Here is a 23,951-nt window from a genome sequence, read left to right as displayed (position 1 = left end):
CGGGGGGTTACCCGTCCTCCCGCGGGGAGGCTCGATCGACGAGTTCGACGAGGTAGCCGTCGCGGTAGCCGAGCGCGAGGTGGAGCGAGACGGCCGCCACCAGCAGGCCGAGGTTCCACCACGGCGAGGTGTAGTAGAGCACGTCGATCGAGATCGGCTTGTCGAAGACCGGCCACAGGGGCTCGATCGGCTCGGAGACGTCCGGCGCGGAGAGCACGTCGCCGAACAGGTGGCTGAGTCCGCCGAGGAGGAACCCGCCGGTCACGAAGAGGAAGACCGCGCCGTCGGAGACCGCGTGTCCCTCGCTCTCGCGCCACCACCGCTCGAGCACCGACGTGTCGACGGTCTCGGCGAGGGCACCGGCGACCACCGAGACGACCGTCACGAAGAGGACGGTGTGCGTGACGCCGTGGTGCTCGACGGTCGGGACGACGTGCCTGAGCACGAGGTCGACGTCGGGGAGCATCGCCGTCGCGAGGACGGTCCCGACGAACGCGAGGCTCACGCGGCCGTCCCAGACGATCCACGCCGGGAGCGCGAAGAGCAGGGCGAGCGCGAGGTGACCGAGTACGTCGACCATCGTCCGTTATCACCGTCTCGCCGTTCTGTCCGTCGCGATCGCCCGACGGTCGGTTCCCGAGTCGTTGGTCGGGAGGCCGCCCGGTCGGAGGATGTCCGTGTGGAACGTCCGCTCGTAGGAGAGCGACTCGAGCGGTAGCCGGTAGCGATTCCCGAACAGCTCCACCGTGGCGTAGAAGTCGACGGTCATGCGCGTCGTCTCGTCGTTCCGGACGTGCGTGACCCACCACTCGTCGAGCTTCGAGTTGTCGATGACGGCGCGGGTCTCGAGCGTCTTCGTCTCGCCCGGCGGGACGACCGTCCGCCCGGCCGCCGTCCCGTTGCCGACGACGATCCCGTTCATCCGGATGGTGTACTCGATGTCGGTGACGGGGATGGGAACCGGGGTGGGATTGGTGACGGTCGCCGACGCGTGGATGGGCGTCCGCTCGACCGTCGCGTTCCCCCATCGGGCGTCGGTCCCGTTGACGATCAGTAGCGTCCGGTTCGACGCGGTGATCCGGCGGTTCTCCTCCGTCCGGAGCGGTTCGAGCAGGCTCGTGTGGACCGTCCGCGTCCGCGTGGCGGACTCCACGGGTATCCGCATTCCGGCGTACTCGACGTCGACGGCCGGGTTCACCCGCACGGTCGTCGTCTCGTTGTGCTCGACGTGCGACGCCCACCACTCGGGGATGTCGTCGTTGTCGATGCGCGTCGAGAGGTTCACGACGTCCCGCTCGCCGGAGAGCGCGATCGACTTCTTCTGCCCGTGGGCCATCTCGATGCCGTTGAACGAGACGGTGTACTCGACGTTCGCGACCGCTTCGCCCACTCGGAGGAGCCGGGGGTTCTCGACGAGGAGCTGTGTCTCGACCTCGGTCCACTCCTGCGTGACGGTTCCCCAGTCGTTGTCGACCGCCTCGACGCGCGGGCGGTCGACGGCGACGAGACCGTAGGCGGTCCCCGCGAGCAGGAGCAGCACCACGACGACCCCGGCGATCCGCAGGAGCCTCGAATCGCTGTTCATCACCGTCAGTTCCGGGCGAACGCGTATCGCCACCGGGCCTGCGAATCCGCGCCGTTGAAGTGCCGACCGGGGCGGGGCAACGCTCCGCGGGAGCGACACCGTCTGGCGGGGATGCGCTAGCTTTTGGTCGGCGGCGACGTTCCCTTCGCGAAGCGATGACCGCCGACGAACTGGGGGTCCGCGTCTCGCTCGACCTCTGGCACCCCGACTGCTGGACGCTCGAGGTCACCGAGGCGGTAGACGCGGGACTGCTCGGCCACGGCGTCCACCGGATCGACGGGCTGGCGACCGGGCGGTTCACCGCCTACGGCGACACGACGGCCGCCGTCGACGACCTCGTCGCGGCCGTCGAGGCCTCCGACCTCACCGAGTCCGTCTGGGAGACCGGCGGGCCGATCGACGCGGCGACCGACGCCGCCGTTCCCGGCAGCGCCGCGCGGGGGATCGTCGTCCGATACGACCTCGCGAACAGCATCAACGAGGCGCTCGTCTCGCGCGGGTTCATCCCGGACGAGCCCGTGCGGATGATCGGCGGCCGGGAGTACTGGACCGTCCTGGTCCACGAGACGCGCCGGACGGTCCACGACAGGCTCGAGGAGGTGCGCGAGGAGATGGACGCGGAGATCCGCGTCGAACTCATCACCGCCCCGGCGAGCGGTACGGGCATCTTCCAGACCGACGACCTCTCGGAGCGCCAGCGCGAGGTGTTCGACCTCGCCCGGCGGCACGACTACTACACGTGGCCGCGGGAGGTGAGCGCGGGCGAACTGGCGGCGATCGCGGGCGTGTCGAGGGCGACGCTGCTCGAACACCTCCGGAAGGCCGAGTCGAAGCTCCTCGGCTCGGAGTGAGGGCCCACCCGACCCGACCATGCTAGGGAGGGGAGCTATACGCCCGTACCGTGCCGTGTGTACGCATGGCGGAAACAGGAGCGAACGACGGGAACAGCCTCTCCCGCGACATCGGGCTCTTCGGCGCGGTCAGCACCGTCGTCGCGGGGACGCTCGGCGCGGGGCTGTTCGTCACGCTCGGCACGGCCAGCAGCACGACGGGACCGAGCGTCATCCTCGTGGTCGTCCTCTCGGGGATCCTCGCGATGAGCATCGCCGTCAACTACAGCTGGATGGCCACCATCTTCCCGGCGGCCGCGGGGTCGTACGCCTACGTCTCGCGGACGTTCGGCAGTCGTCTGCCGGGCTTTCTCGTCACGTGGTCGAAGTGGCTCGGCTACATGGCGGCCGACGCCGTCCTCGCGCTCGGGTTCGGGAGCTACCTCCAGGTGTTCTACCCCGGTATCGACCCCGCGCTGGCCGGCTTCGGGCTGCTCACCGCGCTCTTCCTCGTCAACCTCGTCGGCACGAAGGGCTACAGCGTCTCGCAGAACGCCATCTTCGCCTTCCTCATGGTCTCGATCCTCGTGCTCGTGATCCCGGGGACGTTCAGCGTGAGCGCGTCGAACTACCGGCCCTTCTTCACCGGCGGGTTCGACGGCTTCGTCGCCGCCGCCGTCCCGCTGTTCTACGCCTACATCGGGATCGCGGTCGCCGGGCAGATGGGCGCGGAGGTGAAGGACCCCGAGCGGAACCTCCCGCTGGCGATGGCCGGCGGGACGGCGATCCTCATCCTGCTGTACGTCTGGACGGCGGTCGTCATCTACGGCGTCACCGAGTACACCGTACTCGCGAACTCCGCCCGTCCGCTCGCCACGGCGGCCGAGGCGTTCCTCGGGGCGAACGCGACCGCCATCGTCGCGATCGGCGGACTGCTCGCCACCGCCTCCAGCGTCCACGCGGTCATGGCCGCCGGCATCAAGATGCCCTACTCCTGGGCCTGGGACGAGGTGTTCCCGCGGGCCTTCTCGTCGGTGAGCGATCGATTCGGGACGCCCCACTGGTCGCTGCTCACGCTGTACGTCGTCGCCTCGGCGCTCACGTTCTGGACGGGCGGCCTCGATCAGGCGCTCGCCATCGCCACGTTCAGCTACCTCATCGCGTACTTCGCCGTCTCGGCGACGGTGCTCTACGTCCACTTCACCCGGCCCGACCTCGCCTCGAGGGCGGGGTTCGACGTCGGCTGGCTGCTCGTGCTCACCGGCGTCGTCGCCGCGGTCGGCTCGTTCGGACTCATCACGCAGGCCGCGAACTGGGGGGCGGTCCCCTCGGGCGACCTCTCGGCGCTCCCGACGCTTCGCATCTACGTCCCGTGGCTCGCCGTCGGGCTGGTCGTCTTCGGCGGCTACTGGTACCGCGGTCGCAGGCGCGACACCGACGTCGGGGCGCTGCTCGAGACGCTCCCGGGCGTCGCCTCCGACGACCGTGACCTCGCACGGGGGACGGGCGATGACTGACCGCCCCCGCGTCGATCCCAACGAGACGATCGACCTCCTCCAGCGCCTCGTCCGGATCCCGAGCCCCTACTTCGAGGAGCGCGAGATCGCCGAGTTCGTCCACGGGTGGCTCGACGAGCGCGGCCTGACCCCGGCGTACCACCGCGTGAGCGAGCCCGAGATCACCGGCTACGAGGGCGACAACGTGATCGCCCGCCTCGAGGGGAGCGACCCCGACGCCCCCACGCTCCTGCTCAACGCCCACATGGACACGGTCCTGCTGGTCGACGACTGGGAGGAGGACCCCTGTTCGGGGCGGATCGAGGACGGCAAGCTCTACGGACAGGGCGCGTGCGACATGAAGGGCGGTCTCGCGGCGGTCATGGTCGCGTTCGAGGCGCTCGCGGAGCGCGATCTCGCCGGCGACGTGCTCCTCACCGCCGTCGTGGACGAGGAGGGGCCCTTCGGGCTCGGTACGGACCGCCTCGTCCGCGACGGCTACGCCGACGACTGCGACGCGGCGATCGTCACCGAACCCGGCCCGGTCCTCGCCCAGGGGGAGATCGAGAACCCGGCGCTCGTCCTCGGCGCGCGCGGGCGGTTCCTCTACGACGTCACCGTGAAGGGCGAGGCCGCCCACGGATCGCAACCGGAGCGGGGCGTCAACGCCGTCGTGGACGCCGGGCGCGTGGCCGACGCGCTCACCCGGATCGACGTCGGCTCGCACCCGAAACTCGGCGAGGGGTCGGTCTGCCCGCTCCTGCTCGACGGCGGGAGCCAGACGCTCTCGGTCCCCGAGCGCGCCCGCCTCATGGTCGATCGCCACGTCGTCGTCGGGGAGACCGAAGCCGACGTGCGAACCGACGCGGAGGAGGCGGTGGCCGCGCTCGACCTCGACAGCGAGGTGGAGATCGGCTTCCGCGAGGCACCGGCCCCCGACATCCGCTACGGGCCGTACGTCACCGAGGAGGACCACCCGCTCGTGGGTGCGCTCCGCGACGCGACCCGCGCGGTGGCGGGCGTCGACCCCGCGATCGGCTACTTCGCCAGCGTCGGCGACTTCAACTACCTCGGCGACCGCGCGGGCCTCCCGACGGTCATCCTCGGGCCCGACGGCGGGAACGTCCACGCCGCGGGCGAGTTCGTCTACACCGACGACGTGGTCGAGGTGGCGGAGATCGTCGTCGCGGCGGCGACGGACTTCCTGGGGTAAGGGCCGGCGAGCGCGGGGACAACGTTCAACCCGCTCCGCCGTGAATCGCGACTCATGCCCGACGACTTCTCGGAGAAGCAGGTCGGAAAGCGCGTCGTCTCCCAGACCGGCGAGGAGATCGGGACCGTCAGCGACGTGCGCGGCGGCGACCTCCACGTGACCGTCGAGGGCGACGTCGACCCGGACGTGCTCGACGAACTGGCGTGGGACGGCACCGTCGAACAGGACACCCACCACCTCCCCGGGCGGTACGTGGCGAACGTGGACGAGGACACGATCAGGCTGCGGGTGTGAGGCGGCGGGCGGTGACACCCCTCGGCGACGCCTACATCGGTCCGCGTTCGATCCCGAGTGGTGAACTCGTTACAACCGACGACGGACGAGGCCGCGATCGCGTGCTACGAGTCCTGCGGCTTCAGACGCGAGGGCGTCCTCCGCGACGCGCGACGGTTCGAGGACGACTACCGGACGCTGGTGCAGATGAGCGTCCTGGAGGCGGAGTGGCGAGCGACATCCGCGCGACGCTCAGCGCGTCGGTAGCTCCACGCCGTGTGGGTTAGAGAGCGGTTCGCCCGTGAGCGGGATGTCCCAGTAGTCCTCGGCGTCCACGTCCGCGATGGAGCCGTCGGCCATCGCCTCGAAGGTCGCCGCGAACCCCTCCTTCGTCGCCTGGATCATCTGCCCGAGACCCTGCTGGCCGCGGTCGTCGGTCTGACCGGTCACCTCGTAGAGCAGGCCGGCCGCGCCCGTCTGCGGGCACACCGTGTCGAGGTACGACCCCCACAGCGGGTAGTAGCCGTAGCGGGTGACGCTGTCGAAGACGCTGTCGCCGCGCTCGGCGAGGGCGTTCGCGACCAGCACGTTGAGCTGGAGCGACCGCTGGCTCGTCTCCGCGTCGATGAACGGGTCGACGACCTGCTCTACGTCCGCGCCGGGGAAGTCGAACGGCGACCGCTCGCGGTAGACCGGCCCGTAGGCCGGCATCACGCTCATGATCGTCTGCTTCGGCGGCCTGTTGCCGTCGCCGGAGTCGGGGTAGAGGTACCGCCCCTGGTGGTGGTGGGTGATGGCGTAGTCGGGATCGGCGCGGAGGGCCGACTCCGTGACGGCGCGGACCTCCGGCGCGAGACGCAGGCCGCTGCTGCGGAGGGTGTACCCCTCGTACGGCACATCCAGGAAGGCCTCGCCGTCCTCGACGGTCCACCACTCCTCGGGGATCGGATCGGGGAGGTCACCCGGCGGGAGGACGTTGAAGTCGCGGTTCATGTCGTAGCCCGGCGGCGCGTCCGCCGGGTACCGGTAGTGGTAGTACGGCTCGTAGCGCGAGTCGCCCGGCTCCCACGCCTGGGTGTTGTAGCGCCGCCCGATCCACTCCGCTCTCCCGTCGCCGTCGATGTCGTACTCGAACATCGCGCCGTCGGGGTTCACCCGCGGGACGATGGTGAACGAGAGCCCGTCGAGCAGCGTCTCGACCCGTCCCGAGTTACCCAGCGCGAGGTCGCGGATCAGGTCGAGAGTGACCTCTGTCCCGACCGGCTCGTCGCCGTGGATCTGGTTGATGAGGTGAACGCTCGTGTCGCCGTCGCCGACGGTGACCTCCCAGATGGGCTCGCCGAGGCCCGCCGACTCGCCGATCCGTCGAAGGGTGATCCGGTCGCTCCGCCGGTCGATCTTCCGGAGTTCGGCGGCGAGTTCCTCGTTCGTGTGGAACCCGTCGAGGTTGAACGCCTGCTCGCTCCCCGGCCACGGACCGCCCGGTCGGTAGACCCCCCGCCGGTCGCTCGATCCGTCCGCGGCCGCCCGCCCCGTCGCCGCCAGTCCGAGGAGCGCTGTGCCCGTCGCCTTCAGATACGTACGTCGACGCATGACGGAGATCCAGTCGGATCTCGAACGGATAATTTTTCCGATCAAAATCGTGGAACGTACTGTCTCGCTCCTCAGCGCGTCCGCGACCGGGTCGGGCCCCCGACGAGTCCGAGGGACGACTGAAACGGATTTCACCAGCTTCGCCAACATAAATGAATTTCAGATTACATATATCTGGCCCGGAGCGCGTAGGGACGGTATGACAGATCACACGACTCTATCCGACGAATCGCCCGACGGGCGACGGCCGCTCGCGCTGGTCACGGGCGCGAGCCGCGGGCTCGGCGCGACCGTCTCGACCCTGCTCGCGCGCGAGGGCTACGACCTCGTCGTAACCGCTCGAACCGCTACCGACCTCGACGCACGCGCCGGCGCGCTCCGCGAGGCCGGCGGGAGCGACGCGACGGTCCACGCGGTCCCGGGTGACGTGTCGGACGCCGACCACCGACGCGACCTCGCCCGCGTCGTCGAGGAGACGGGCGACGGCCTCGACCTGCTCGTGAACAACGCATCGACGCTCGGACCGTCGCCGCTCCCGCCGCTCGCCGAGTACCCCCTCGGTGCGCTGGCGGACGTCTTCGAGGTGAACGCCGTCGCGCCGCTCGGTCTCGTACAGGAACTCCTCCCGGCCCTGCGCGCCCGCTCGGGTCTCGTCGTCAACGTCACGAGCGACGCCGCAAGCGAGGGCTACCCGGGATGGGGCGGCTACGGGGCGAGCAAGGCCGCGCTCGACCTCCTCTCGCGGACGCTCGCGGCGGAATTCGACGGCGAGGTGGCCGTCGTGAGCGTCGATCCCGGCGACATGCGCACGGGGATGCACCGGCGAGCCTTCCCGGGGGAGGACGTCTCCGATCGTCCGCACCCCGACGTGACGATCCCGTTCTGGCTGTGGCTGCTCGGGCGCGACCCGCGGGCCGTGTCGGGTCGGCGGTTCCGGGCGCAGGGCGACCGCTGGACGGAGGCTGACTGATGGGGACCGTCGACGCCCTCCCCGCGTTCGATCGACCCGCCGGCCTGGAGGCGACCGCTCCGCCGGAGGCCCGCGGCCTGCGCCGCGACGAGGTGCGCCTCCTGGTGAGCACGCCCGGCGGTCACTCCCACGGGCGGTTCGCTGACCTCACGGCTCGCCTGCGGCCGGGCGACGTCCTCGTCGTCAACCGAAGCGGGACGCTCCCCGCCTCTCTCCTGGCGACCGCTCCGTTCGGCGCGTTCCTGTGCAACCTCTCGACCGACTACGGACGCGGCGTCTGGCTGGTCGAACCCCGCCGAGACGCCGAGACCCCGGGCCCGCTCGCCCTCGCGCCCGGCGACCGCTTCGACATCGGGGGCGTCGAGGGCACCGTACTCGCCCCCTATCCCGGCATTCCTCGACTGCTGTTCGTCCGGTTCGACGGGGACGTCCGCGCGGCGATGGACCGCGTCGGGCGACCCATCCGATACGGCTACCTCGACGGCGAGTACCCGCTCTCGGCCTACCGGACGCACTTCGCCGAGGTGCCGGGGAGCGCCGAGATGCCCTCCGCCGCGCGTCCGTTCACCGCGCGCGTCGTCGATTCGCTCCGCGAGCGGGGCGTCGAATTCGCAGCGGTGACGCTCCACGCGGGCGTGTCGAGCATCGAACCGGCCGACGCCGACGGCCCACCCCTGCTCCCCGAACCGTTCGCGGTGCCGGCGGCCACCGCCCGCGCGGTCGCCGCCGCCCGCGAGGAGGGAGGGCGGGTCGTCGCGGTTGGGACGACGGTGGTCCGGGCGCTCGAGACCGCCTGGAGGGGTGGTGCGGTTCGTCCGGCGCGTGGGTTCGCCCGGACGTTCGTCACCCCGGAGCGCGGCGTCAGCGCCGTAGACGGCCTCCTGACCGGCTTCCACGATCCGGGAACGACGCACCTCGCGATGCTCACCGCCGTCGCCGGTCGATCGAAGGCGACCGCTCCCGACGACGGCGCGAGCGACCCAATCGCCGGACGCCGACTCGTGCTGGACGGCTATCGAGAGGCCGTGGCGCGGGGCTACCGCTGGCACGAGTTCGGCGACAGTCACCTGCTGCTCCCCGCCGCGTGAATCTCCGACGAACGGCACGAAACTTTTTGCGCTACGCCACGTCTCAGACACATGAACAGACACCGGGCGGTGCTGGTCGCGCTCCTGCTCGTCGTCGGCCTCGTCGCCGCCGCGCTGGTCCGCCCGTTTCTGCAGTACGTCCTCCTCGCGGTCCTCCTCGCGTACCTCCTCTATCCGATACAGCGCCGCCTCGCCCCGCGCATCGGGGCGCGCGTCGCCGCCGGCCTGCTCATCGTCGTCACCTTCTTCCTGCTGTTGCTCCCCGTCGCCGTGTTGCTCGGCGTGGCCTTCCAGCAGGCGCTCGGCCTCGTCGAGATGCTCCGGACGGGCGGGATGGAGTTCGAGGCGATCGAGCGGGCGATCCGAACGACGACCGGCGTCCCCGTCGAGATCGACCTCGCCCTGTCGACGATTCCCGACAGGCTCGCCGAGGTGGTGCGGCGAAACGGATCCCAGGGGACCCAGCGGGTGCTCTCGGAGGCGCTGGCGCTCGTCGGTACGGTCGTCGACCTCACCATCGGGGTCTTCGTCACGCTGTTTCTGTTCTACTACCTCCTCGTCGACGGCGAGCGGGTCGTGGCGTGGGTCCGCCGCGTCCTGCCGCTCCGTCCCCGCGTCCAGCGCGACCTGGTCGATGAGTGCGACCGGCTCATGTGGGCGGCCATCGTCGGCAACGTGGTCGTGGCCGTCCTCCAGGGGGTGCTGACCGGGGTCGGCTTCTTCGTCGTCGGCTTCTCGGACGTCGTCTTCTGGACCGTCCTGACCGTCGCGCTCGCGCTGCTCCCGCTCATCGGCGCGTCGGTCGTCTGGGTCCCCGCGTCGGGGTTCCTCCTGCTGACCGGGCGACCGATCGCCGGCCTCGCCCTGTTCGGATACGGGGCGCTCGTCGTCAGCCTCTCGGACAACTACGTCCGGCCCATGGTCGGCGGACGCGAGGCGAACCTCAACCCCGGGCTGTTCCTGCTCGGCATCTTCGGCGGCCTCGCGCTCGTCGGCGTCATGGGGCTGTTCTTCGGTCCGGTCGTCCTCGGGATGGCGAAACGGATCGCCGAGGTCACCGCGGCCGAACTGGCGACGGAGGGGTGAACGCCGGCACCGATGCCGAACGCCCGAAACCGACCGACGCCGCCGCACTGTCCCGTGACAGCGATGGACGGTGGCCTATATCCATAGCGCCGCCGAAACGAATCTAGCTACAACTCACTTCGCCGCGGTGGCCTCACTACCGGATGCGGATGGCACACGAACGAACCGAGGCGCGTCGCTCGCCTCGTCGCCGGTGACGGCGCGTCGCTGACCGCGTCGCCGATACCGGCACGTCGCTTCCGGCCGTCGTACGGCGGCACGGTCGGGAGACCGTAGTTGGCACACGCGCGCCGCCGACCGATCGGAACCGCGGACGCGCCGCTTCGCCGCGTACAGACGCTGACCGAGGGTACGAGGTCGAGGTGTGGACGGTGGCACGACGCTCGTCCGCGGTCGCGGATCGAACGCGTTTGGGACGGCGGTGGAATCGAACGTCGATGGCGCAAGCGACGCGAATCGGCGTCGAATACAAGTACCACACGCGCGACAGTTATGACGGGAGGAGGGGGACGGAATGAGGGACACAGAGCTACCAGAGTGGGCGGGACCGGAGTACGATCGTGAGACCGACAGCTATCGCGTCCAGCGTACCAACGGGGATGAGCGAATCAGCGTCCACGACGCCCTGGACGCGCTGGAGGCGCTGACGGACCTCGAACTATCGGACGCCGAGGAGTTCGCGGAGCTGTTCGATCGGGAGGAGGCGAGAACGGCGGACCCGGACGGGTCGTTCCGCGTGACGGTTCCCGTCGACGGCTACCGCGTGACGATCACGGAGGGCGCGGTGACGCTCGAACCGCGGACCGGAGGGGACTGAGCCCGCCGCCGCCGCGCCGCTCACTGCCAGTCCGTCTCCGTCTTCCCGTCGACCTCGTCGATCTGTTCGAGGTCCCGCTGCTCGTTGTACTCCTCCGGTCCTTCGGCCTCGCCGGTGAGTTCGCGATAGACGGCCTCGCGAACCTCCTCGGGCGAGTCGTACTCCTCATCGACCAGGCGGTCGAAGACGCTCCCCAGCGTCTCCGTCTCGTTCGGCATGTCGAGGGGCTGATCGGCGTACTCCATCGCCAGCTCCTCGCTCGTCACCGGGTACTTCCGGTCGCCGAGGTCCTCGCGAACGCCGTCGAGGACGTCCTCGACGCGCTCGGTGCGCTCGTGCTGCCGTTCGCCCATCCGATCCTCCGCTCGGTCGGGGTCCGGAGACATGATCGGGGATACGGTCCGGCGACTGAAAAGCGCCCTGCGGGCGATCGCCGGGCCGCGTCGGGCGCGGGTACCACCGGCCGGTCGGCCGTCCGCAGTCCCTGTCAGTTCGTCGTGACGATCTCGACGACGTCACGGTGGGCGAGTTCGCGGTCCGATCCGATCTGGCGCTTCGTCCGGCAGTCGACGCCGTAGAGCAGGCCGTCGCCGATGTCGGTGTGCAGGAAGTACGCGAAGTCCTCCGTCGTCGAGTCCGGCGGGAGGAGGAAACAGTCGCGCAGCACCTTCCCCTCGGAGGTCTTCACGCCCCTGGCGCTCCCGGGGAAGACCGCGACGACGCCGAGTTCGTCGAACAGCGCCGCCTCGAGCGCGCGCTGGACGCCCGTCCCGCCGTACTCGGTCGTGAAGTCGCGAATCCGTTCGAGGCCGCGCCGCTGCTCCATCGAGAGGTCGCCCGTCACCTCGAAGTCGTCGTCGCCGGGAGTGTACTCGACGACGCCCCCCTCCGCGGCGGTCTTGAGCGCCTTCTCGGCGTGCGCGCTGACGGGAACGAACGAGAGGTGGTCGTACTCGGGGTCCGACGCGATCTCCTCGTAGTTCGCCTGCGCCTCCGGGGTGTCCATCTTGTTCGCGGCGATCACCATCGGCTTCGTGCGACGCCGGATCTCCCGGGCGAGTTCGAGGCGGTCGGCCGCCTCCCACGTCTCGGGGTCGAGTTCGAGGCCGAGCGACAGCACGACCTGCTTTATCTCCTCTGCGTTCGTTCGGAAGGCGTTCATCTGCTCGGCGAGCGACTCCTCGATCTCCGCCTCGGCCCCCCGGTAGGCGTTCTCGTAGCGGTCGATCCCCTTCTCTAAGATCTCGAGGTACCACATGTCGAGTTCCTCCTCCAGGAAGGCGACGTCCTCGCGCGGATCGTGGCCCTCCGTCGCCTCGCCCTCCGCGTCGGTCGTCCCGGAGAAGTCGACGACGTGGATCAGCACGTCGGCCTCGTTCAGGTCGGTGAGGAACTGGTTGCCGAGTCCCTTCCCCTCGTGCGCGCCGGGGATGAGCCCCGCCACGTCAACCAGTTTCGTCGGGACGAAGCGCGTCCCGTCCCGGCAGAAGCCCGTCTCGGGCGTGCACGTCTCGCCGAACTCGGGGGCGGCGCACTCGACGCGGACGTACGCCTCGCCGACGCTCGGGTCGATGGTCGTGAACGGGTACGCGCCCTCGGGCACGTCGTTCATCGTCGCCGCGTTGAAGAGGGAGGACTTGCCCACCGAGGGCTTGCCCACGAGGCCGATCCGGTAACTCATTGGGACCGCTCCGCGAGCGCCCCCCGAAACGGTTGCGACTCGACCGCCCTTCGGGTCGTGCTCGCACGGGTCGCACGTTTCGGTCGCACGATCCCGCGGACCGCGGCGTGACCCGCCCGGAGCACGGCGCTACTCGGGGTGCGACGGGACGCCGTCGCGGTACGCCTCCCAGCGCCCCGTGACGTGTTCGACGAACGCCGACGCCACGCGGAACGCGTTCTCGACGGCCAGGCCGACGAACGCCTCGACGTCCTCGTCTATGCTCTCGCGGGCGGACTGACCGGGCGCGGGCCGGTCGAAGTTGGCGACCGCGCGGACGTTCAGGTAGCGGTCGAGGCGGCCGACGCGGTCGAGCGCGAGCGCCGTCCCGTAGTCCTCCATCTCGGTCGTCGCGTGCGGTCCGACGCCGTACCCCTCGACCAGTTCCTCGGCCGCCGCGGCGAGGCGCTCCCCGTGCCAGAACTCGTCGCCGCAGAGCGTCGTCCCGACCTCGACGGCCGGAGCCCCGCGGGCGGCCTCCTGGGGGTAGCGCTCCCGGTACGCCCGCGCCTCGGGGAGGTCGCGGAGGGTGACGTCCGCCGTCGCCCGCCGCGCCGCCGCGACGAGGTCCGCGTTCAGCCGGTAGACGGCGGGCTCGGGATCGAACGGTAGCGGACCGATCGTCGGCCCCTCGCCGTCGCCCTCGCCGCCGTCCGGATCCCAGCGGAACTTGCGGTCCCAGTCGGCGACGGCGTCAGCGAGGAACACGGAGCCGATCGTGCCGGCCGACGGCGAGCCGCCGGCGACGCCCGCGGTCACGACGTACGCCCGCGAGAGGTCGAGGCGGGGGCTGCGATGGAGCGCCGTCACCGTCGCCGCCGCCTGCGCCTTCCCCATGCCGGTCGTCGCGACGCCGATCCCGCGGTCGGTGCAGCGCACCGCGTCGGCCGCGCCGGGGACGGCGATCTCGCGCGCTACGTCGTAGCGGTCGAGCCAGGGGGCGAGTTCGCTCGGCGCGTCGCCCCACTCGAACGAGAAGGCGGGCAGGACGAGCGCCCGCAGTTCGACGGGTGATTCGTGCGTCATGGTCGTCGATCAGACCAGGTCCGCCAGCCCCTCCAACGTCTCGATCTCGTGGGTCGGCTCCGCGAGGCTGCCGCCGTCGTCGAAGACTACCGCGTTGTACCCCATCTACGAGGGGGTGTTCGCCGCGACGAGTTATGGAAGTTGCAAGGCTAAAACCTCGCCCTTCAGGGCGGGGAGGATGTCAACGGTATCGGATGACGTTCCCCTCGAGTTCGCGGGGGAAGTAGGTCAGCCGCTCGGTTCCGTCCTCGGTGATCGCGACCGTATCGGAGTGGCGATAGCCCTCGGTGCCGGTGTAGAGGCCGGGTTCGATCGTGTAGACGTGGCCGGGTTCGATCAGGCGGTTTCCGGGGTCGGCCTGCGCTTCCCCCCACCCCCTGTCGAGGTACGGCGGTTCGTGGCCGTCCATCCCGATGTTGTGGCCGACGTGGTGGCGCGCGAGGTCGGTCACCCCCTGCTCCCGGAAGTAGTCCCACACCGCCTGATCGACGTCGGCCACGGGGACGCCCGGCCCGAGCGCCTCGATGGCGATCGTCTGGGCTTCGAGCATCAGTTCGAAGTAGTGGACCTGCTCGTCGGTCGGTTCGCCGACGAACATCGTCCGCTCGAGTTCGGAGTGGTACCCGTCGACGTTCGCCGACGCGCCGGTGACGATGACGTCGCCCTCGCGCAACCGGCGGTTCGGGGTGTGGCCGTGCGGGAGGGCGGTCTCGCGGGCGCTGACGAACCCGGCGCGCACCGGACCGGTCCCCCGGACGCGCTCGACGTAGCGGTCGCCAAGCGTATCGAGCATGGCCCGCGAGGCGTCCGTCGCGGCGCGCTGGCTCACCGTCGCGGGGTGCGCCCCCGGTTCGGCGTAGTCCGCGAGGTACCGGTGGCCGAGGTTCGCCCAGCGCGCCGACTCCCGGATCAGCGCCACCTCCGCCTCCGACTTCGCCCAGCGCATCCGCCACACCCAGTCCTGTCGCTCCACGTCGAGGTACGCTGAGAGTTCCGGTCCCCGGTAGCCCATCGTCCCCGGCGCGCCGTCCGCGTCCGCCAGCACCGACTCGGCGTCGAGTCTCCGGAGCATCGAGACGGCCGTCGCGATCGGCATCCCGCCGGGGTAGTCGAAGTAGGTGTGGACGGCGTCGATGCGGGGGTTCCCGGCCACGCGCTCGACTTCGAGGCGCGGCACCGTGATCTCGGCGCGCTCCTCGGTCACCGCGAGGACCACCGGGCGCTCGGTCTGCACGTGGTGGAACCCCGTCAGGTAGGCGATGTCGGTCGCGCCGAACCACACCGCCGCGTCGGCGGTGGTCCTCGCGAGGCGATCGCGCACGGTGGACAGGCGCGCGTCGTACTCGCGTTCGGGGAGTCGCGTAGTCATGCGGGAGACTCCCCAGGTCAGCCCAAAAGGGTTGTCGGCCCGCGACGGGTCACGCGACCGTGTTGCGAAGCGTCCCGACGCCCTCGTAGGTGATCTCCACGTCGTCGCCCCGCTCGAGGAGTCCGGGGTTTGCGGGACTACCGAAGGCGATCACGTCCCCCGGCCGGAAGGTGAACCGCTCCGATAGGAACGAGATCACCTCGCGCGGCGAGAAGAGCATCTGCGCGGTCGTCGCCGACTGGCGCTCCTCGCCGGCGACGAGCGTCCGCATCTCGAGGTCGGTCGGGTCCACGTCAGTCTCGAGGTACGGGCCGAGCGGCGCAGAGCCGTCGAAGGTCTTCCGGGCCGTCCGTCCGGGCTGGTCGAGCGCGTCGAGGTCGTTCATGATCGTGTAACCGCGCACCGCGTCGTCGACCTCCCCCTCGCGAAGGTCCCGACACTCGCGGTCGACGACCGCCGCGAGTTCGCCCGCGTAGGTGAGTTCGTCGGTGAACGCCGGGTACTCGATGGGCGCTCCGGGCGCGAGCACGGAGACGGGCGGTTTGATGAAGAAGTCCGGTTCCTCCGGGCGGTCGTAGTCCATCTGCTCGATCGTCGCGGCGTAGTTGCGCCCGACGCAGTAGAGCGCCGTCGGCTCGCAGGGCGCGAGCAGGTCGTACTCGTCGGGGGCGTAGCGCGTTCCGTCGGCGTCTACGATCCCGGTCTCCGGGTCGCACTCGCCGGTGACGGTGCCGTCGTCGGTCTCGATGCGTGCGAGTTTCACGCGCGACGGGTCGGACGCCGAGACGTATGAGTGAACCGGAATGTCGGGATAGTCATTTGACACGTGGCGGTGAGTGTGGGGGTATGGACCGCCGCCACTACGCCTTCGAGGGCACCGAACCCGAAATTCACGGGAACGCGCACGTCAGCAACGAGTCCACGCTCGTCGGCGACGTCGAGATCGAATCGAACGCCAACGTCTGGCCGAACGCGGTGCTCCGTGGGGACATCGGCCCCGTCCGCGTCGGCCCCGAGTCCCACGTCGGTGAGAACGCGACGATCCACGCCTCCACCGTCGGTCAGCGGTCGATGATCGCCGCCGGCGCGGTGCTCAACGACGCGGAGGTGGGCGACAACGTCCTCGTCGGGTTCAACGCCACCGTCAACGAGGTCACGATCGGCGCGGGGAGCATCGTCGCCGCCGGGGCCGTCGTCCTCCAGAACACGGACGTCCCGCCTCACAGCTTCGTCCACGGCGTCCCGGCGCTGACGACGCCACTCGAGGAGACGGGGCTGAACGCGGAGGGGCTGTTCGAGGCGTACTCGACGGGCAAGTACGCGAACCTCGCCGCCCGTCACGAAGAGCTGTTCGAGTGAGACGCCACGAGGACGCGCGGGAGGCTGACGACGGGTTCCGGGGAGCGGCAGTCGTCGGTTCCGCGCACGGCGATCGCACCCGCGGAGCGGGGGCGTCGGGTCCGCCGCGCCGTCGAGAGGTCGTCAGCGCCGCTCTCGCCGCACTCGCCGGCCTCCCGTTGGCCGGTTGTGCCCGACTGCCCGACCCGCGGGCGGCCGGCCCGACCGTGCCGGACGACGCCGACTTTCCCCTCGAACGCATCGTCCTGCGGAACAGACGGAACCGAGAGGAGCGCTTCGGCGTCCTGCTTCGGTACGGCGACGACGAGCGTCGCGGGTGGGACACGTACAGAATCCCGCCGCGCGGCGTGCGGTTCGTCGAGGTGAGCCTCCCCGACGCGCCCGCCGTACCCGACGTCCCGGAGACGTTCACGATCGTCGGACGCTCGAACGCCAGCAGCGCGCGGGCGGTCGTCGAGTTCGACCCGACGGACCTGACGGACGCCGACGGTGGGTTCGAGGTCGTCTTCGTCGTCGAACGCGACGGCGGCGTCCGGGCCGCACTCGCGCGCACGGGTGACGGCGCGAACGCCTCCGCTCCGAACGCTACGGGCTGACCTCCTCGACGACCGCGGGCGAGTCGTTCGCGGGGTCGTTCACCAGCGTCGAGACCGGATACGCGCGCAGTTCGTCGTCAGCGGGCGGGTCGAACGCCTCGACGCGGTCGCCGTCGAGCCACGCCGCCTCGTCGTCCGGGCGGAGGAGCAGCGCCATCCGGTGGTGGTAGTCCGCGAGGAGGGGCGTCGGCTCGCGCGTCACGATCGTGAACGTCTCCAGGGGTTCGACGCTCCGGTCCGGTCCGCTCCCCGCGTCGTCCGCGCCGCCCGCGAACTCGTCGAGCCCGGTCTGCGTCACCGCCGGCGTCCACGTCTCCCACAGTCCGGCAAGCGCGAATGGGTCGCCGTCGAGGCGGGTGATCCGGTAGGGGCGCTTGCCGACGTCGGTCTCGACCCACTCGTAGAAGCCGTCCGCGAGCACGAGACAGCGCCGTTCGGCGTAGGCGTCGCGGAATGCCGGCTTCTCGCCGAGCGTCTCCGCGCGGGCGTTGATGAACCCGCCCGACGGGCCGTCGGCCCACGACGGGACCAGCCCCCAGCGCGCCCCGGTGATCGCGTCTCGCGAGGCGTCGCGGATCACGGGGAGGGACTGGCCCGGCGCGGCGTTGTAGCGCGGGCGAGGGTCGGTGACGAACGCGGCGTCGAAACGCTCCTCCAGTTCGTCGGGCGGGGCGAAGATGCTGTAGCGGCCGCACATACCCGGAGGAGGGACGGAGGGGTGATGACCCTGCGGGTGGCGTCCGGGCTGACGACGGGGGGTCGTGCAACAGAACACCTAACACGCCGGTGGTCGAACGCGGGTCGTGCTTTCCGACACGACAGCCTTCGTCACCGGCGCGAGTCAGGGTCTCGGCCGGGCGATCGCGCGAACGCTCGCCGACCGGGGGGCGTCCGTCGCGCTCGCGGCGCGCAACGAGGAGGGGCTGGCGGAGACGGCGGACGCGATCCCCGAGGATCGGGCGCTCGTCGTCCCGACAGACGTGACCGACGAGGCGGCGGTCGCCGACTCGATCGAGGAGACCGTCGCCGCGTTCGGCGGCCTCGACTGCCTCGTCAACAACGCGGGCATCGCCGGCCCGACCAAACGACTGGAGGAGATCGCGGCGGCGGAGTGGACCGAGGTGCAGGACGTGAACGTCCTCGGGCCGTTCCTCTGTGCGAAGCACGCCGCGTCGCACCTCCGGGCGAGCGACCGGGGGAGCATCGTCACGATCTCCTCCATCGGGGGGAAGAAGCCCTACCCCCTCCGATCGCCCTACGCCGCCTCCAAGATGGCCGTCGTCGGCCTCACGCGGGCGCTCGCCTTCGAACTCGGCCCGGACGACGTCACCGTCAACGCGATCTGCCCCGGGGCCGTCGAGGGAGACCGCATCGAGCGCGTCTTCGCGGCGCGCGCCCGCGAGCTGGGCGTGAGCGTCGAGGAGGCGAAGCGCTCGATGGTGCTCGACGACCTGCCCATCGAGGAACTCGTCCCCCCGGCGGAGGTCGCCGAACTGGTCGCCTACCTCGCCGGACCGCACGCCCGGCACGTCACCGCCCAGGATCTCAACGTGGACTCGGGCGCGACGTGGTACTGATCCGGCGAACTGATCAGCAGGCGGACCGTTCGGCGGACGAGCGATACGGGGGGATCGAGGAGCGCGGGAGCGGAAGATCGCGGACGGTCGTGCGCCGCGCCCGCCCATCCGGACCCACCGCTATACGCGACTGTCGCCTCCGTCCGATCATGGAACACAGACGCGCGTTCCTCGCGAGTGTCGGCCTCGCCGCGAGCGGCGCGCTCGCCGGGTGTCTCGGACGGGGAGGCGGTCGCTCGGAGACTGACCTCGACGCGCACCCCGCGGCGGCGGGCGCGACCGACGAACCGCGGCTCGGCCCGCCGCTCGACGAGGCGCGCGGGGTCATCGTCGCGTTCGAGGACCCCTCGTGCACGACCTGCCGTCGCTTCGAGCGGACGACCTTCCCGCGGATCGAGTCCGACCTCGTCGGGTCGGGCGAGGTCGCGTTCGTCTACCGGCTCTTCCCGATCGTCTTCCCGTGGGGGAAGCCCGCCGCGCAGGCGCTGGAGGCCACCTACGACCGGAGTGCCGAGGCGTTCTGGGCGCTCAAGGCGCACTACTACGCGGAGCAGGACGCCTTCGGCTCCGGTAACGTCCTCGATCGGACCGAGGCGTTCCTCGCGAGGGAGACCGACGTGGACGCGGCGGGTGTCGTCGCGGACGCGCGCGAGGAGCGCTTCGACGATCGGGTACAAGAGGACGTGCGCGCCGCCGAGGAGGCGGGCGCGAGCGCGACGCCGACGTTCTACCTCTTTCGCGACGGGGCGTTCCTGACGCGGGCGGTGGGCGCGAAGGACTACGCGGTGTTCGAGCGCGCGCTCGGTGGGTGAGATGGTCCGACTGCCCACCCGCGCCCGCGACTGGCGGCTGACCGCGCGGACGGTCCGTCTCGTCCTCACCGTCCCCGTCTACGCCCTGTTGGCGCTCGTCGTCGCGGCGCTCGGGTTGACGCTGTTCGTCCTCTCGCTCAGCCCGGGGCTCTTCGGGTTCGTCGCGGGCGGGGCGCTCCCGCTCGGCGACCGCCTCGCGATACTGCTCTCGCTCTACCCGTTCGTCGGGACGGAGTTCGGCCCCCTGGCGGGGACCCTCCTCGTGGCGGTCGCGCTCCTGTTCGGCGCGAACGTCGCCACGCTCGTCTACCACCTGCGGGAACACGACCTCTCGGCGCGGGAGGGCGGCGCGAGCGCCGTCGGCCTCGTCCTCGGGACGCTCGGCGCGGGCTGTGCGGCCTGCGGGACGGCGATCCTCGCGGGCGTCCTCTCGCTGTTCGGCCTCCCGGCGGCGCTCACGTTCCTCCCGCTGGAGGGGCTGGAGTTCGCCCTGCTGGCGCTCGTCGCGCTCGCGCTCTCGACCTACTGGCTCGCGGACGGGATGCGCGGCGGCGAGGTGAACGGCTGTCCGGTCGATCCGTAGCCGTGGCCGGGGCCGCCGACCCCCCGGCCGAACTCGGCTCCCCACCCAGTACGCCGGACGTTCACGCCCTCGGTTATAAATCGGATGACGAAGAATGGGGGCGTGTGTCAGACGCGCCCGACGACCCGAGGTTCCGCATCCCCGTCCGCCCCCAGCGGCGGTTCTCCTCGACGACCGTCGAGCACGACGGCGGGGTGGTCTTCGCGCTCGTCCCCGAGGGGGACCACGACGACGACGCCCTCGACGCGCTCGTCACGCGGGTGCTCGACGACGGGCCGTACCGCTACGGTGACTGGTTCGACCTCCCCCTCCCGCTCTACCTCGTCCACGACGACGGGACGGGCGACACCTTCCGGGTCGTCGTCCGCGACGGAGCGGTCGAACTGCACCCCCTCCCCGAGACGGAGTCGGCCGGGTTGCGCGCGCTGTACGATCGACTCCTGGCGGCGACCGACAGCCGGTGGGCGGTCGAGCGTCGTGCGGACGCCTGACGCCGAGTCACAACCGATTTGAGGCGTCCCCGCCGACCGAGGGGCATGACAGTCGCTCGCGTGGTCGAACTGGAGGGGCACATCATCGACTCGGGGATGATGGGTGCCGCCTTCGGGATCGTCATGGACATGGGCGGGTCGTTCGAGGTCGACGAGTTCGAGATCGGTCGCTCGAAGACCGAGGAGTCCTACGCGCGGCTCACCGTCTTCGCGGACACCGAGGCCGACCTCCAGCCGATCGTCCACGAACTCCACGGGATCGGCGCGAACCCGGCCGATCCGAAGGACGCCACGCTCACGCCCGCGCCGGCAGACCGGGTCGTCCCGAAGGGCTTCTACTCGACGACGAACCACCCGACCGACGTCCGCTACGAGGGCGAGTGGCTCCCCGTCGAGCGGATCGAGATGGACTGCGCGGTCGTGGTCGACCCCGAGGCCGAGGGGGGACCCCGGGCGTACACGAAGGTGCTCAACGCGATCGAGGCGGGCGACCTCGTGGTGACCGCGGAGGCGGGCGTCCGCGTCCGGCCGCCCGAGCGCCCCCGGGGCGGAGGGAGCCCGTTCGGGTTCATGCAGGGGGGCGTCTCCGCCGAGCGCCCCTCCGAGTCCACGATCGCGAAGATCGCCGAGTCCATCCGCGAGGTCAAGGAGGAGGACGGGACGGTGCTCGCCGTCTGCGGGCCCGCGCTCATCCACTCCGGCGCGCGGGAGGCGCTCGCGCAACTCGTGAGCGAGGGGTACGTCGACATGCTCTCTGCGGGTAACGGCTTCGCCGTCCACGACCTCGAACACGACCTCTACGGCACCTCGCTCGGGATGGACACGGAGACGCTCGACCACCCGCGGAAGGGCCACAAGCACCACATCTACACCATCAGCGAGATCATCCGGGTGGGATCGATCCGCGAGGCGGTGGAGTCGGGACTCGTCGAGTCGGGCGTGATGTACGAGTGCGTGAGAAACGACGTCCCCTTCGTCCTCGCGGGGTCGATCCGGGACGACGGCCCGCTGCCGGACACCATCACGGACGCGATCGAGGCGCAGAACGCCATCCGCGAGCAGGCCCACGAGGCCGACATGGTGCTGTTGCTCTCGACGTTGCTCCACTCCGTGGCGGTCGGCAACTGCCTCCCCTCGACGACGCGCGTGGTCTGCGTCGACATCAACCCCTCGACGGTGACGCAGTTGCTCGACCGGGGGAGCGCGCAGGCCGTCGGGATGGTGACCGACATCGGGACGTTCGTCCCGATACTCGCCGAGCACGTCATCTACGGCGGCGAGGAGGGGTAACCGCTACTGGCCGTGGGTCAGCGGGACGGCGACGACCGGGCGCTCCGTGCTCAGCAGGAGGTCCTGCGCGGTGCTCCCGAAGATGATCTTCCCGGTGGGGTTGCGCTTGCGGATGCCGATGACGAGTTCGTCCGCGTCGTACTCCTCGGCCGCTGCGAGCAGGTCCTCGGCGGGGCTGTTCCCGCGGACGAACTGGTGGGTCGCGACCGAGCAGTCGAGGCGCTCCTCGAAGCGCGCGAGCGCCTCGGTCCCGTCGCGGACGTCGTCGCCGCTGGTGGCGTCGCCCCCCTTCTGCGAGTTGATCACGTACACCTCGTCGTCCGTCGCGACCCGCCCGTCGAGGTACGCGATCAGGCGATCGCTCGTGGAGACGCCGTTCGTTCCGACAACGAATCGTGCCATACCCGATGAACACCCCTCACAGTCATAAACGTCTTCGCCCGTTCGGGGCCGCGGGGACGGGGGAGCGCCACGTCGTCCCCGTGACGCGACCGACATCTACTCCGGGATGTAATAACGGTATTCCAAGCTGTCACTGGCCGAGTGAAAATGGGGGATGGAGGGGGTATCGGTCCGTCGATGGTACAAAGGCATAAGCCGTCTCCGTCCGAATATGGGATCGGTCCACATCCCATGGTTGATAACTCGCAGCTCGCCAGGAGCAAGTCGATCCACCGGCAGACGGGGCCGACGTTCTACTTCGCGACGCGCGTGCTCCCGGCGCGCGTCAGGCGAGCCACGTACGTCCTCTACGCCTTCTTCCGCATCGCGGACGAGGTGGTCGACGACGGGGACGCCCGCCGTTCGTCCGCCGAACAGCGCGAACGCTTGCGCTCCATCCGCGACCAGGCACTCGGCCGCGCGCCGGCCGACGATCCGGTGCTGGCCGCGTTCAGCGAACTCCGCGAGGAGGTGGGCATCGCCGACGAGGAGGTCGAGGTGTTCGTCGAGTCGATGCTCGCCGACGTCGAGAAGGACCGGTACGAGACGGACGACGAACTGGAGGCGTACATGCGAGGGTCGGCCGCCGCCGTCGGCGAGATGATGACGACCGTGATGGATCCGGACCAGCCCGACGAGGCGCGTCCGCACGCGCGGACGCTCGGCGTGGCGTTCCAGCTCACCAACATCCTCCGCGACGTTCGGGAGGACGTCGTCGACCGCGGGCGCATCTACCTCCCCCGGGAGACGCTCGCCGAGTACGGCGTCGACGACGAGCAGATCGCGCGCCTCGAGGTCGACGCGGCGTTCCGGGAGTCGATCCGCGGGGAACTCAGGCGCACCGAGCGCCGGTATCGAGAGGGCGTCGCGGGCATCCGCCTTCTCCCCCGCGACTGCCAGTTCGCCGTCCTGCTGGCTGCGGTCCTCTACGCGGAGCACCACCGCCTCATCCGCGAGCGCGACTACGACGTGCTCTCCGCGACGCCCGAACTGACCACCGCCCGGAAGACCTGGCTCACGCTCAAGACACGCGCGTACTGGGCGTTCTCGAAGGACCCCGAGGCTGTCTTCGCGAAGGTGAGCGCGATCCCCGTGACCAACGACCGCCACGCGGAACCCGGTGCGGGCGAGGCCCACCCCGTGCGCTGACCCGCCTCGCGTCCGACCTCAGTCCGCCTGCTCCCTCCCCTCCGCCATCCCCGCCCGTTCGTCCCGGAGCGCCCGGATGACGTCCTCCCGCGTGACGATGCCGACCAGCCGACCGGTCTCGCCGGCGTCCGTCCGATCCGCGGCGGGGTCCCGACCCGGCCGCTCCACGACCGGCAGGCGGTTGATCTCGCCGGACAGCAGGTCGAGCAGTCGGTCGACGTCGTCGTCCGGTTCGACCGTCACCACGTCCGCCGTCATCACCTCCCGGATCGGCCTGCTCGCGTTCTTCGCGAGGTCGATCCCCAGGTCGAGGTCGTCCCACGACACGTTCACCGCGTAGGTGAGCGTCTCGGTGAACGGCGGGAGGCCGATCGGGATCCAGAGGACGCGGTCTTCCGTCTGGAAGAGCCGAACGAGGTCCCCCTGCGTCACGATGCCGACCAGGCGGTCCCCCTCGACGACGGGAAAGCCGTTGAAGTCGACCTTCGCGAGCCGCGAGAGCACCTCGCTCACCTCGTCGTCGGGCGAGACGGTCTCGACGTCGGTCGTCATCAGGTCACGAGCGCGGAGCATGGGAGGGATACGTC

General features: G+C 70.6%; 28 protein-coding genes. 17 read left to right on the top strand and 11 right to left on the bottom strand.

Going from position 1 to position 23,951, the window contains the following annotated elements:
- Positions 1-7 precede the first annotated feature (7 nt).
- Both NKI68_RS03800 and NKI68_RS03795 read right to left on the bottom strand, forming a co-directional pair.
- Positions 8-580 (bottom strand): metal-dependent hydrolase, encoded by a 573-nt coding sequence (locus NKI68_RS03800; protein WP_254545362.1) that lies wholly within the window; start codon positions 578-580, stop codon positions 8-10.
- A 9-nt stretch (positions 581-589) separates the two neighbouring features.
- Entirely contained in the window at positions 590-1,585 is a 996-nt protein-coding gene (locus NKI68_RS03795; RefSeq protein WP_254545361.1) for an LEA/WHy family protein, read from the bottom strand.
- 155 nt (positions 1,586-1,740) lie between these two features.
- On the opposite strand from NKI68_RS03795, the gene NKI68_RS03790 reads away from it, so the two are divergent.
- The 5 genes from NKI68_RS03790 (at position 1,741) to NKI68_RS03770 (ending at position 5,664) form a co-directional block, all read left to right on the top strand.
- A complete protein-coding gene (locus NKI68_RS03790) occupies positions 1,741-2,436 on the top strand; it encodes a helix-turn-helix domain-containing protein (protein WP_254545360.1) in 696 nt (231 codons plus the stop codon).
- A gap of 65 nt (positions 2,437-2,501) precedes the next feature.
- Positions 2,502-3,932, top strand: coding sequence for an APC family permease (locus tag NKI68_RS03785; RefSeq protein WP_254545359.1), 1,431 nt, complete (start codon positions 2,502-2,504; stop codon positions 3,930-3,932).
- Positions 3,925-5,124 (top strand): M20 family metallopeptidase, encoded by a 1,200-nt coding sequence (locus NKI68_RS03780; protein WP_254545358.1) that lies wholly within the window; start codon positions 3,925-3,927, stop codon positions 5,122-5,124. The genes NKI68_RS03785 and NKI68_RS03780 overlap by 8 nt, the downstream gene beginning before the upstream one ends.
- Before the next feature lie 54 nt (positions 5,125-5,178).
- Complete coding sequence (locus NKI68_RS03775) at positions 5,179-5,418, top strand: DUF8593 domain-containing protein (protein WP_254545357.1); 240 nt, start codon at positions 5,179-5,181, stop codon at positions 5,416-5,418.
- A 60-nt stretch (positions 5,419-5,478) separates the two neighbouring features.
- Positions 5,479-5,664, top strand: a complete 186-nt coding sequence (locus NKI68_RS03770) for a GNAT family N-acetyltransferase (protein ID WP_254545356.1) — start codon at positions 5,479-5,481, stop codon at positions 5,662-5,664.
- On the opposite strand, the gene NKI68_RS03765 is transcribed toward NKI68_RS03770, so the two are convergent.
- A complete protein-coding gene (locus tag NKI68_RS03765; RefSeq protein ID WP_254545355.1) occupies positions 5,650-6,990 on the bottom strand; it encodes a M14 family zinc carboxypeptidase in 1,341 nt (446 codons plus the stop codon). The genes NKI68_RS03770 and NKI68_RS03765 overlap by 15 nt on opposite strands.
- Positions 6,991-7,189: 199 nt before the next feature.
- On the opposite strand from NKI68_RS03765, the gene NKI68_RS03760 reads away from it, so the two are divergent.
- The 4 genes from NKI68_RS03760 to NKI68_RS03745 all read left to right on the top strand — a co-directional run bounded on the left by NKI68_RS03760 (position 7,190) and on the right by NKI68_RS03745 (position 10,951).
- Positions 7,190-7,960, top strand: coding sequence for an SDR family NAD(P)-dependent oxidoreductase (locus tag NKI68_RS03760; protein WP_254545354.1), 771 nt, complete (start codon positions 7,190-7,192; stop codon positions 7,958-7,960).
- Positions 7,960-9,048 (top strand): S-adenosylmethionine:tRNA ribosyltransferase-isomerase, encoded by a 1,089-nt coding sequence (locus tag NKI68_RS03755; RefSeq protein ID WP_254545353.1) that lies wholly within the window; start codon positions 7,960-7,962, stop codon positions 9,046-9,048. The genes NKI68_RS03760 and NKI68_RS03755 overlap by 1 nt, the downstream gene beginning before the upstream one ends.
- 51 nt (positions 9,049-9,099) lie before the next feature.
- Complete coding sequence (locus NKI68_RS03750) at positions 9,100-10,134, top strand: AI-2E family transporter (RefSeq protein ID WP_254545352.1); 1,035 nt, start codon at positions 9,100-9,102, stop codon at positions 10,132-10,134.
- A gap of 514 nt (positions 10,135-10,648) precedes the next feature.
- On the top strand, positions 10,649-10,951 hold the full coding sequence (locus NKI68_RS03745) for a hypothetical protein (RefSeq protein WP_254545351.1): 303 nt from the start codon (positions 10,649-10,651) through the stop codon (positions 10,949-10,951).
- 20 nt (positions 10,952-10,971) lie between these two features.
- Here NKI68_RS03745 and NKI68_RS03740 read toward each other — a convergent pair whose 3' ends face one another.
- The 5 genes from NKI68_RS03740 to NKI68_RS03720 form a co-directional block, all read right to left on the bottom strand.
- Positions 10,972-11,337 (bottom strand): DUF5789 family protein, encoded by a 366-nt coding sequence (locus NKI68_RS03740; RefSeq protein WP_254545350.1) that lies wholly within the window; start codon positions 11,335-11,337, stop codon positions 10,972-10,974.
- 101 nt (positions 11,338-11,438) lie between these two features.
- A complete protein-coding gene (locus NKI68_RS03735) occupies positions 11,439-12,632 on the bottom strand; it encodes a redox-regulated ATPase YchF (protein ID WP_254545349.1) in 1,194 nt (397 codons plus the stop codon).
- Positions 12,633-12,761: 129 nt separating this feature from the next.
- On the bottom strand, positions 12,762-13,697 hold the full coding sequence (locus tag NKI68_RS03730) for a phosphorylase family protein (RefSeq protein WP_254545348.1): 936 nt from the start codon (positions 13,695-13,697) through the stop codon (positions 12,762-12,764).
- A 181-nt stretch (positions 13,698-13,878) separates the two neighbouring features.
- Positions 13,879-15,066, bottom strand: coding sequence for a M24 family metallopeptidase (locus NKI68_RS03725; RefSeq protein WP_254545347.1), 1,188 nt, complete (start codon positions 15,064-15,066; stop codon positions 13,879-13,881).
- Between the two features lie 49 nt (positions 15,067-15,115).
- The gene (locus NKI68_RS03720) at positions 15,116-15,829 is read right to left on the bottom strand and encodes a fumarylacetoacetate hydrolase family protein (protein ID WP_254545346.1); all 714 of its coding nucleotides are present in this window, start codon (positions 15,827-15,829) and stop codon (positions 15,116-15,118) included.
- Between the two features lie 83 nt (positions 15,830-15,912).
- Between NKI68_RS03720 and NKI68_RS03715 the strand changes: the two genes are divergently transcribed.
- The gene (locus NKI68_RS03715; RefSeq protein ID WP_254545345.1) at positions 15,913-16,425 is read left to right on the top strand and encodes a gamma carbonic anhydrase family protein; all 513 of its coding nucleotides are present in this window, start codon (positions 15,913-15,915) and stop codon (positions 16,423-16,425) included.
- Positions 16,422-17,021: a hypothetical protein gene (locus NKI68_RS03710; protein ID WP_254545344.1), complete on the top strand. Its 600-nt coding sequence runs from the start codon at positions 16,422-16,424 to the stop codon at positions 17,019-17,021. Before NKI68_RS03715 ends, NKI68_RS03710 begins: the two co-directional genes overlap by 4 nt.
- On the opposite strand, the gene NKI68_RS03705 is transcribed toward NKI68_RS03710, so the two are convergent.
- Positions 17,011-17,718, bottom strand: a complete 708-nt coding sequence (locus tag NKI68_RS03705) for an SOS response-associated peptidase (RefSeq protein WP_254545343.1) — start codon at positions 17,716-17,718, stop codon at positions 17,011-17,013. The two genes, NKI68_RS03710 and NKI68_RS03705, sit on opposite strands and share 11 nt — an antisense overlap.
- A 106-nt stretch (positions 17,719-17,824) precedes the next feature.
- Between NKI68_RS03705 and NKI68_RS03700 the strand changes: the two genes are divergently transcribed.
- The 5 genes from NKI68_RS03700 to NKI68_RS03680 all read left to right on the top strand — a co-directional run bounded on the left by NKI68_RS03700 (position 17,825) and on the right by NKI68_RS03680 (position 21,774).
- Positions 17,825-18,598, top strand: coding sequence for an SDR family NAD(P)-dependent oxidoreductase (locus NKI68_RS03700; protein ID WP_254545342.1), 774 nt, complete (start codon positions 17,825-17,827; stop codon positions 18,596-18,598).
- A gap of 149 nt (positions 18,599-18,747) precedes the next feature.
- The gene (locus NKI68_RS03695; protein WP_254545341.1) at positions 18,748-19,410 is read left to right on the top strand and encodes a DsbA family protein; all 663 of its coding nucleotides are present in this window, start codon (positions 18,748-18,750) and stop codon (positions 19,408-19,410) included.
- Between the two features lies 1 nt (position 19,411).
- Positions 19,412-19,993 (top strand): hypothetical protein, encoded by a 582-nt coding sequence (locus tag NKI68_RS03690; protein WP_254545340.1) that lies wholly within the window; start codon positions 19,412-19,414, stop codon positions 19,991-19,993.
- Between the two features lie 104 nt (positions 19,994-20,097).
- Positions 20,098-20,484, top strand: a complete 387-nt coding sequence (locus NKI68_RS03685; protein WP_254545339.1) for a hypothetical protein — start codon at positions 20,098-20,100, stop codon at positions 20,482-20,484.
- A gap of 45 nt (positions 20,485-20,529) precedes the next feature.
- Entirely contained in the window at positions 20,530-21,774 is a 1,245-nt protein-coding gene (locus NKI68_RS03680; RefSeq protein ID WP_254545338.1) for an ornithine cyclodeaminase, nickel-pincer nucleotide-dependent, read from the top strand.
- Between the two features lie 3 nt (positions 21,775-21,777).
- On the opposite strand, the gene NKI68_RS03675 is transcribed toward NKI68_RS03680, so the two are convergent.
- Positions 21,778-22,176: a universal stress protein gene (locus NKI68_RS03675; RefSeq protein WP_254545337.1), complete on the bottom strand. Its 399-nt coding sequence runs from the start codon at positions 22,174-22,176 to the stop codon at positions 21,778-21,780.
- 231 nt (positions 22,177-22,407) lie between these two features.
- Between NKI68_RS03675 and NKI68_RS03670 the strand changes: the two genes are divergently transcribed.
- A complete protein-coding gene (locus NKI68_RS03670; protein ID WP_254545336.1) occupies positions 22,408-23,364 on the top strand; it encodes a phytoene/squalene synthase family protein in 957 nt (318 codons plus the stop codon).
- 18 nt (positions 23,365-23,382) lie between these two features.
- Here the strand turns inward: NKI68_RS03670 and NKI68_RS03665 are convergent, their stop codons facing one another.
- Positions 23,383-23,937: a CBS domain-containing protein gene (locus NKI68_RS03665; protein WP_254545335.1), complete on the bottom strand. Its 555-nt coding sequence runs from the start codon at positions 23,935-23,937 to the stop codon at positions 23,383-23,385.
- Positions 23,938-23,951 lie beyond the last annotated feature (14 nt).

It is taken from the genome of Halomarina pelagica, from assembly GCF_024228315.1.
Lineage (GTDB): Archaea > Halobacteriota > Halobacteria > Halobacteriales > Haloarculaceae > Halomarina > Halomarina pelagica.
Note: the sequence above shows the minus strand (reverse complement) of the source record. Positions and strands in the feature narration are given on the sequence as shown.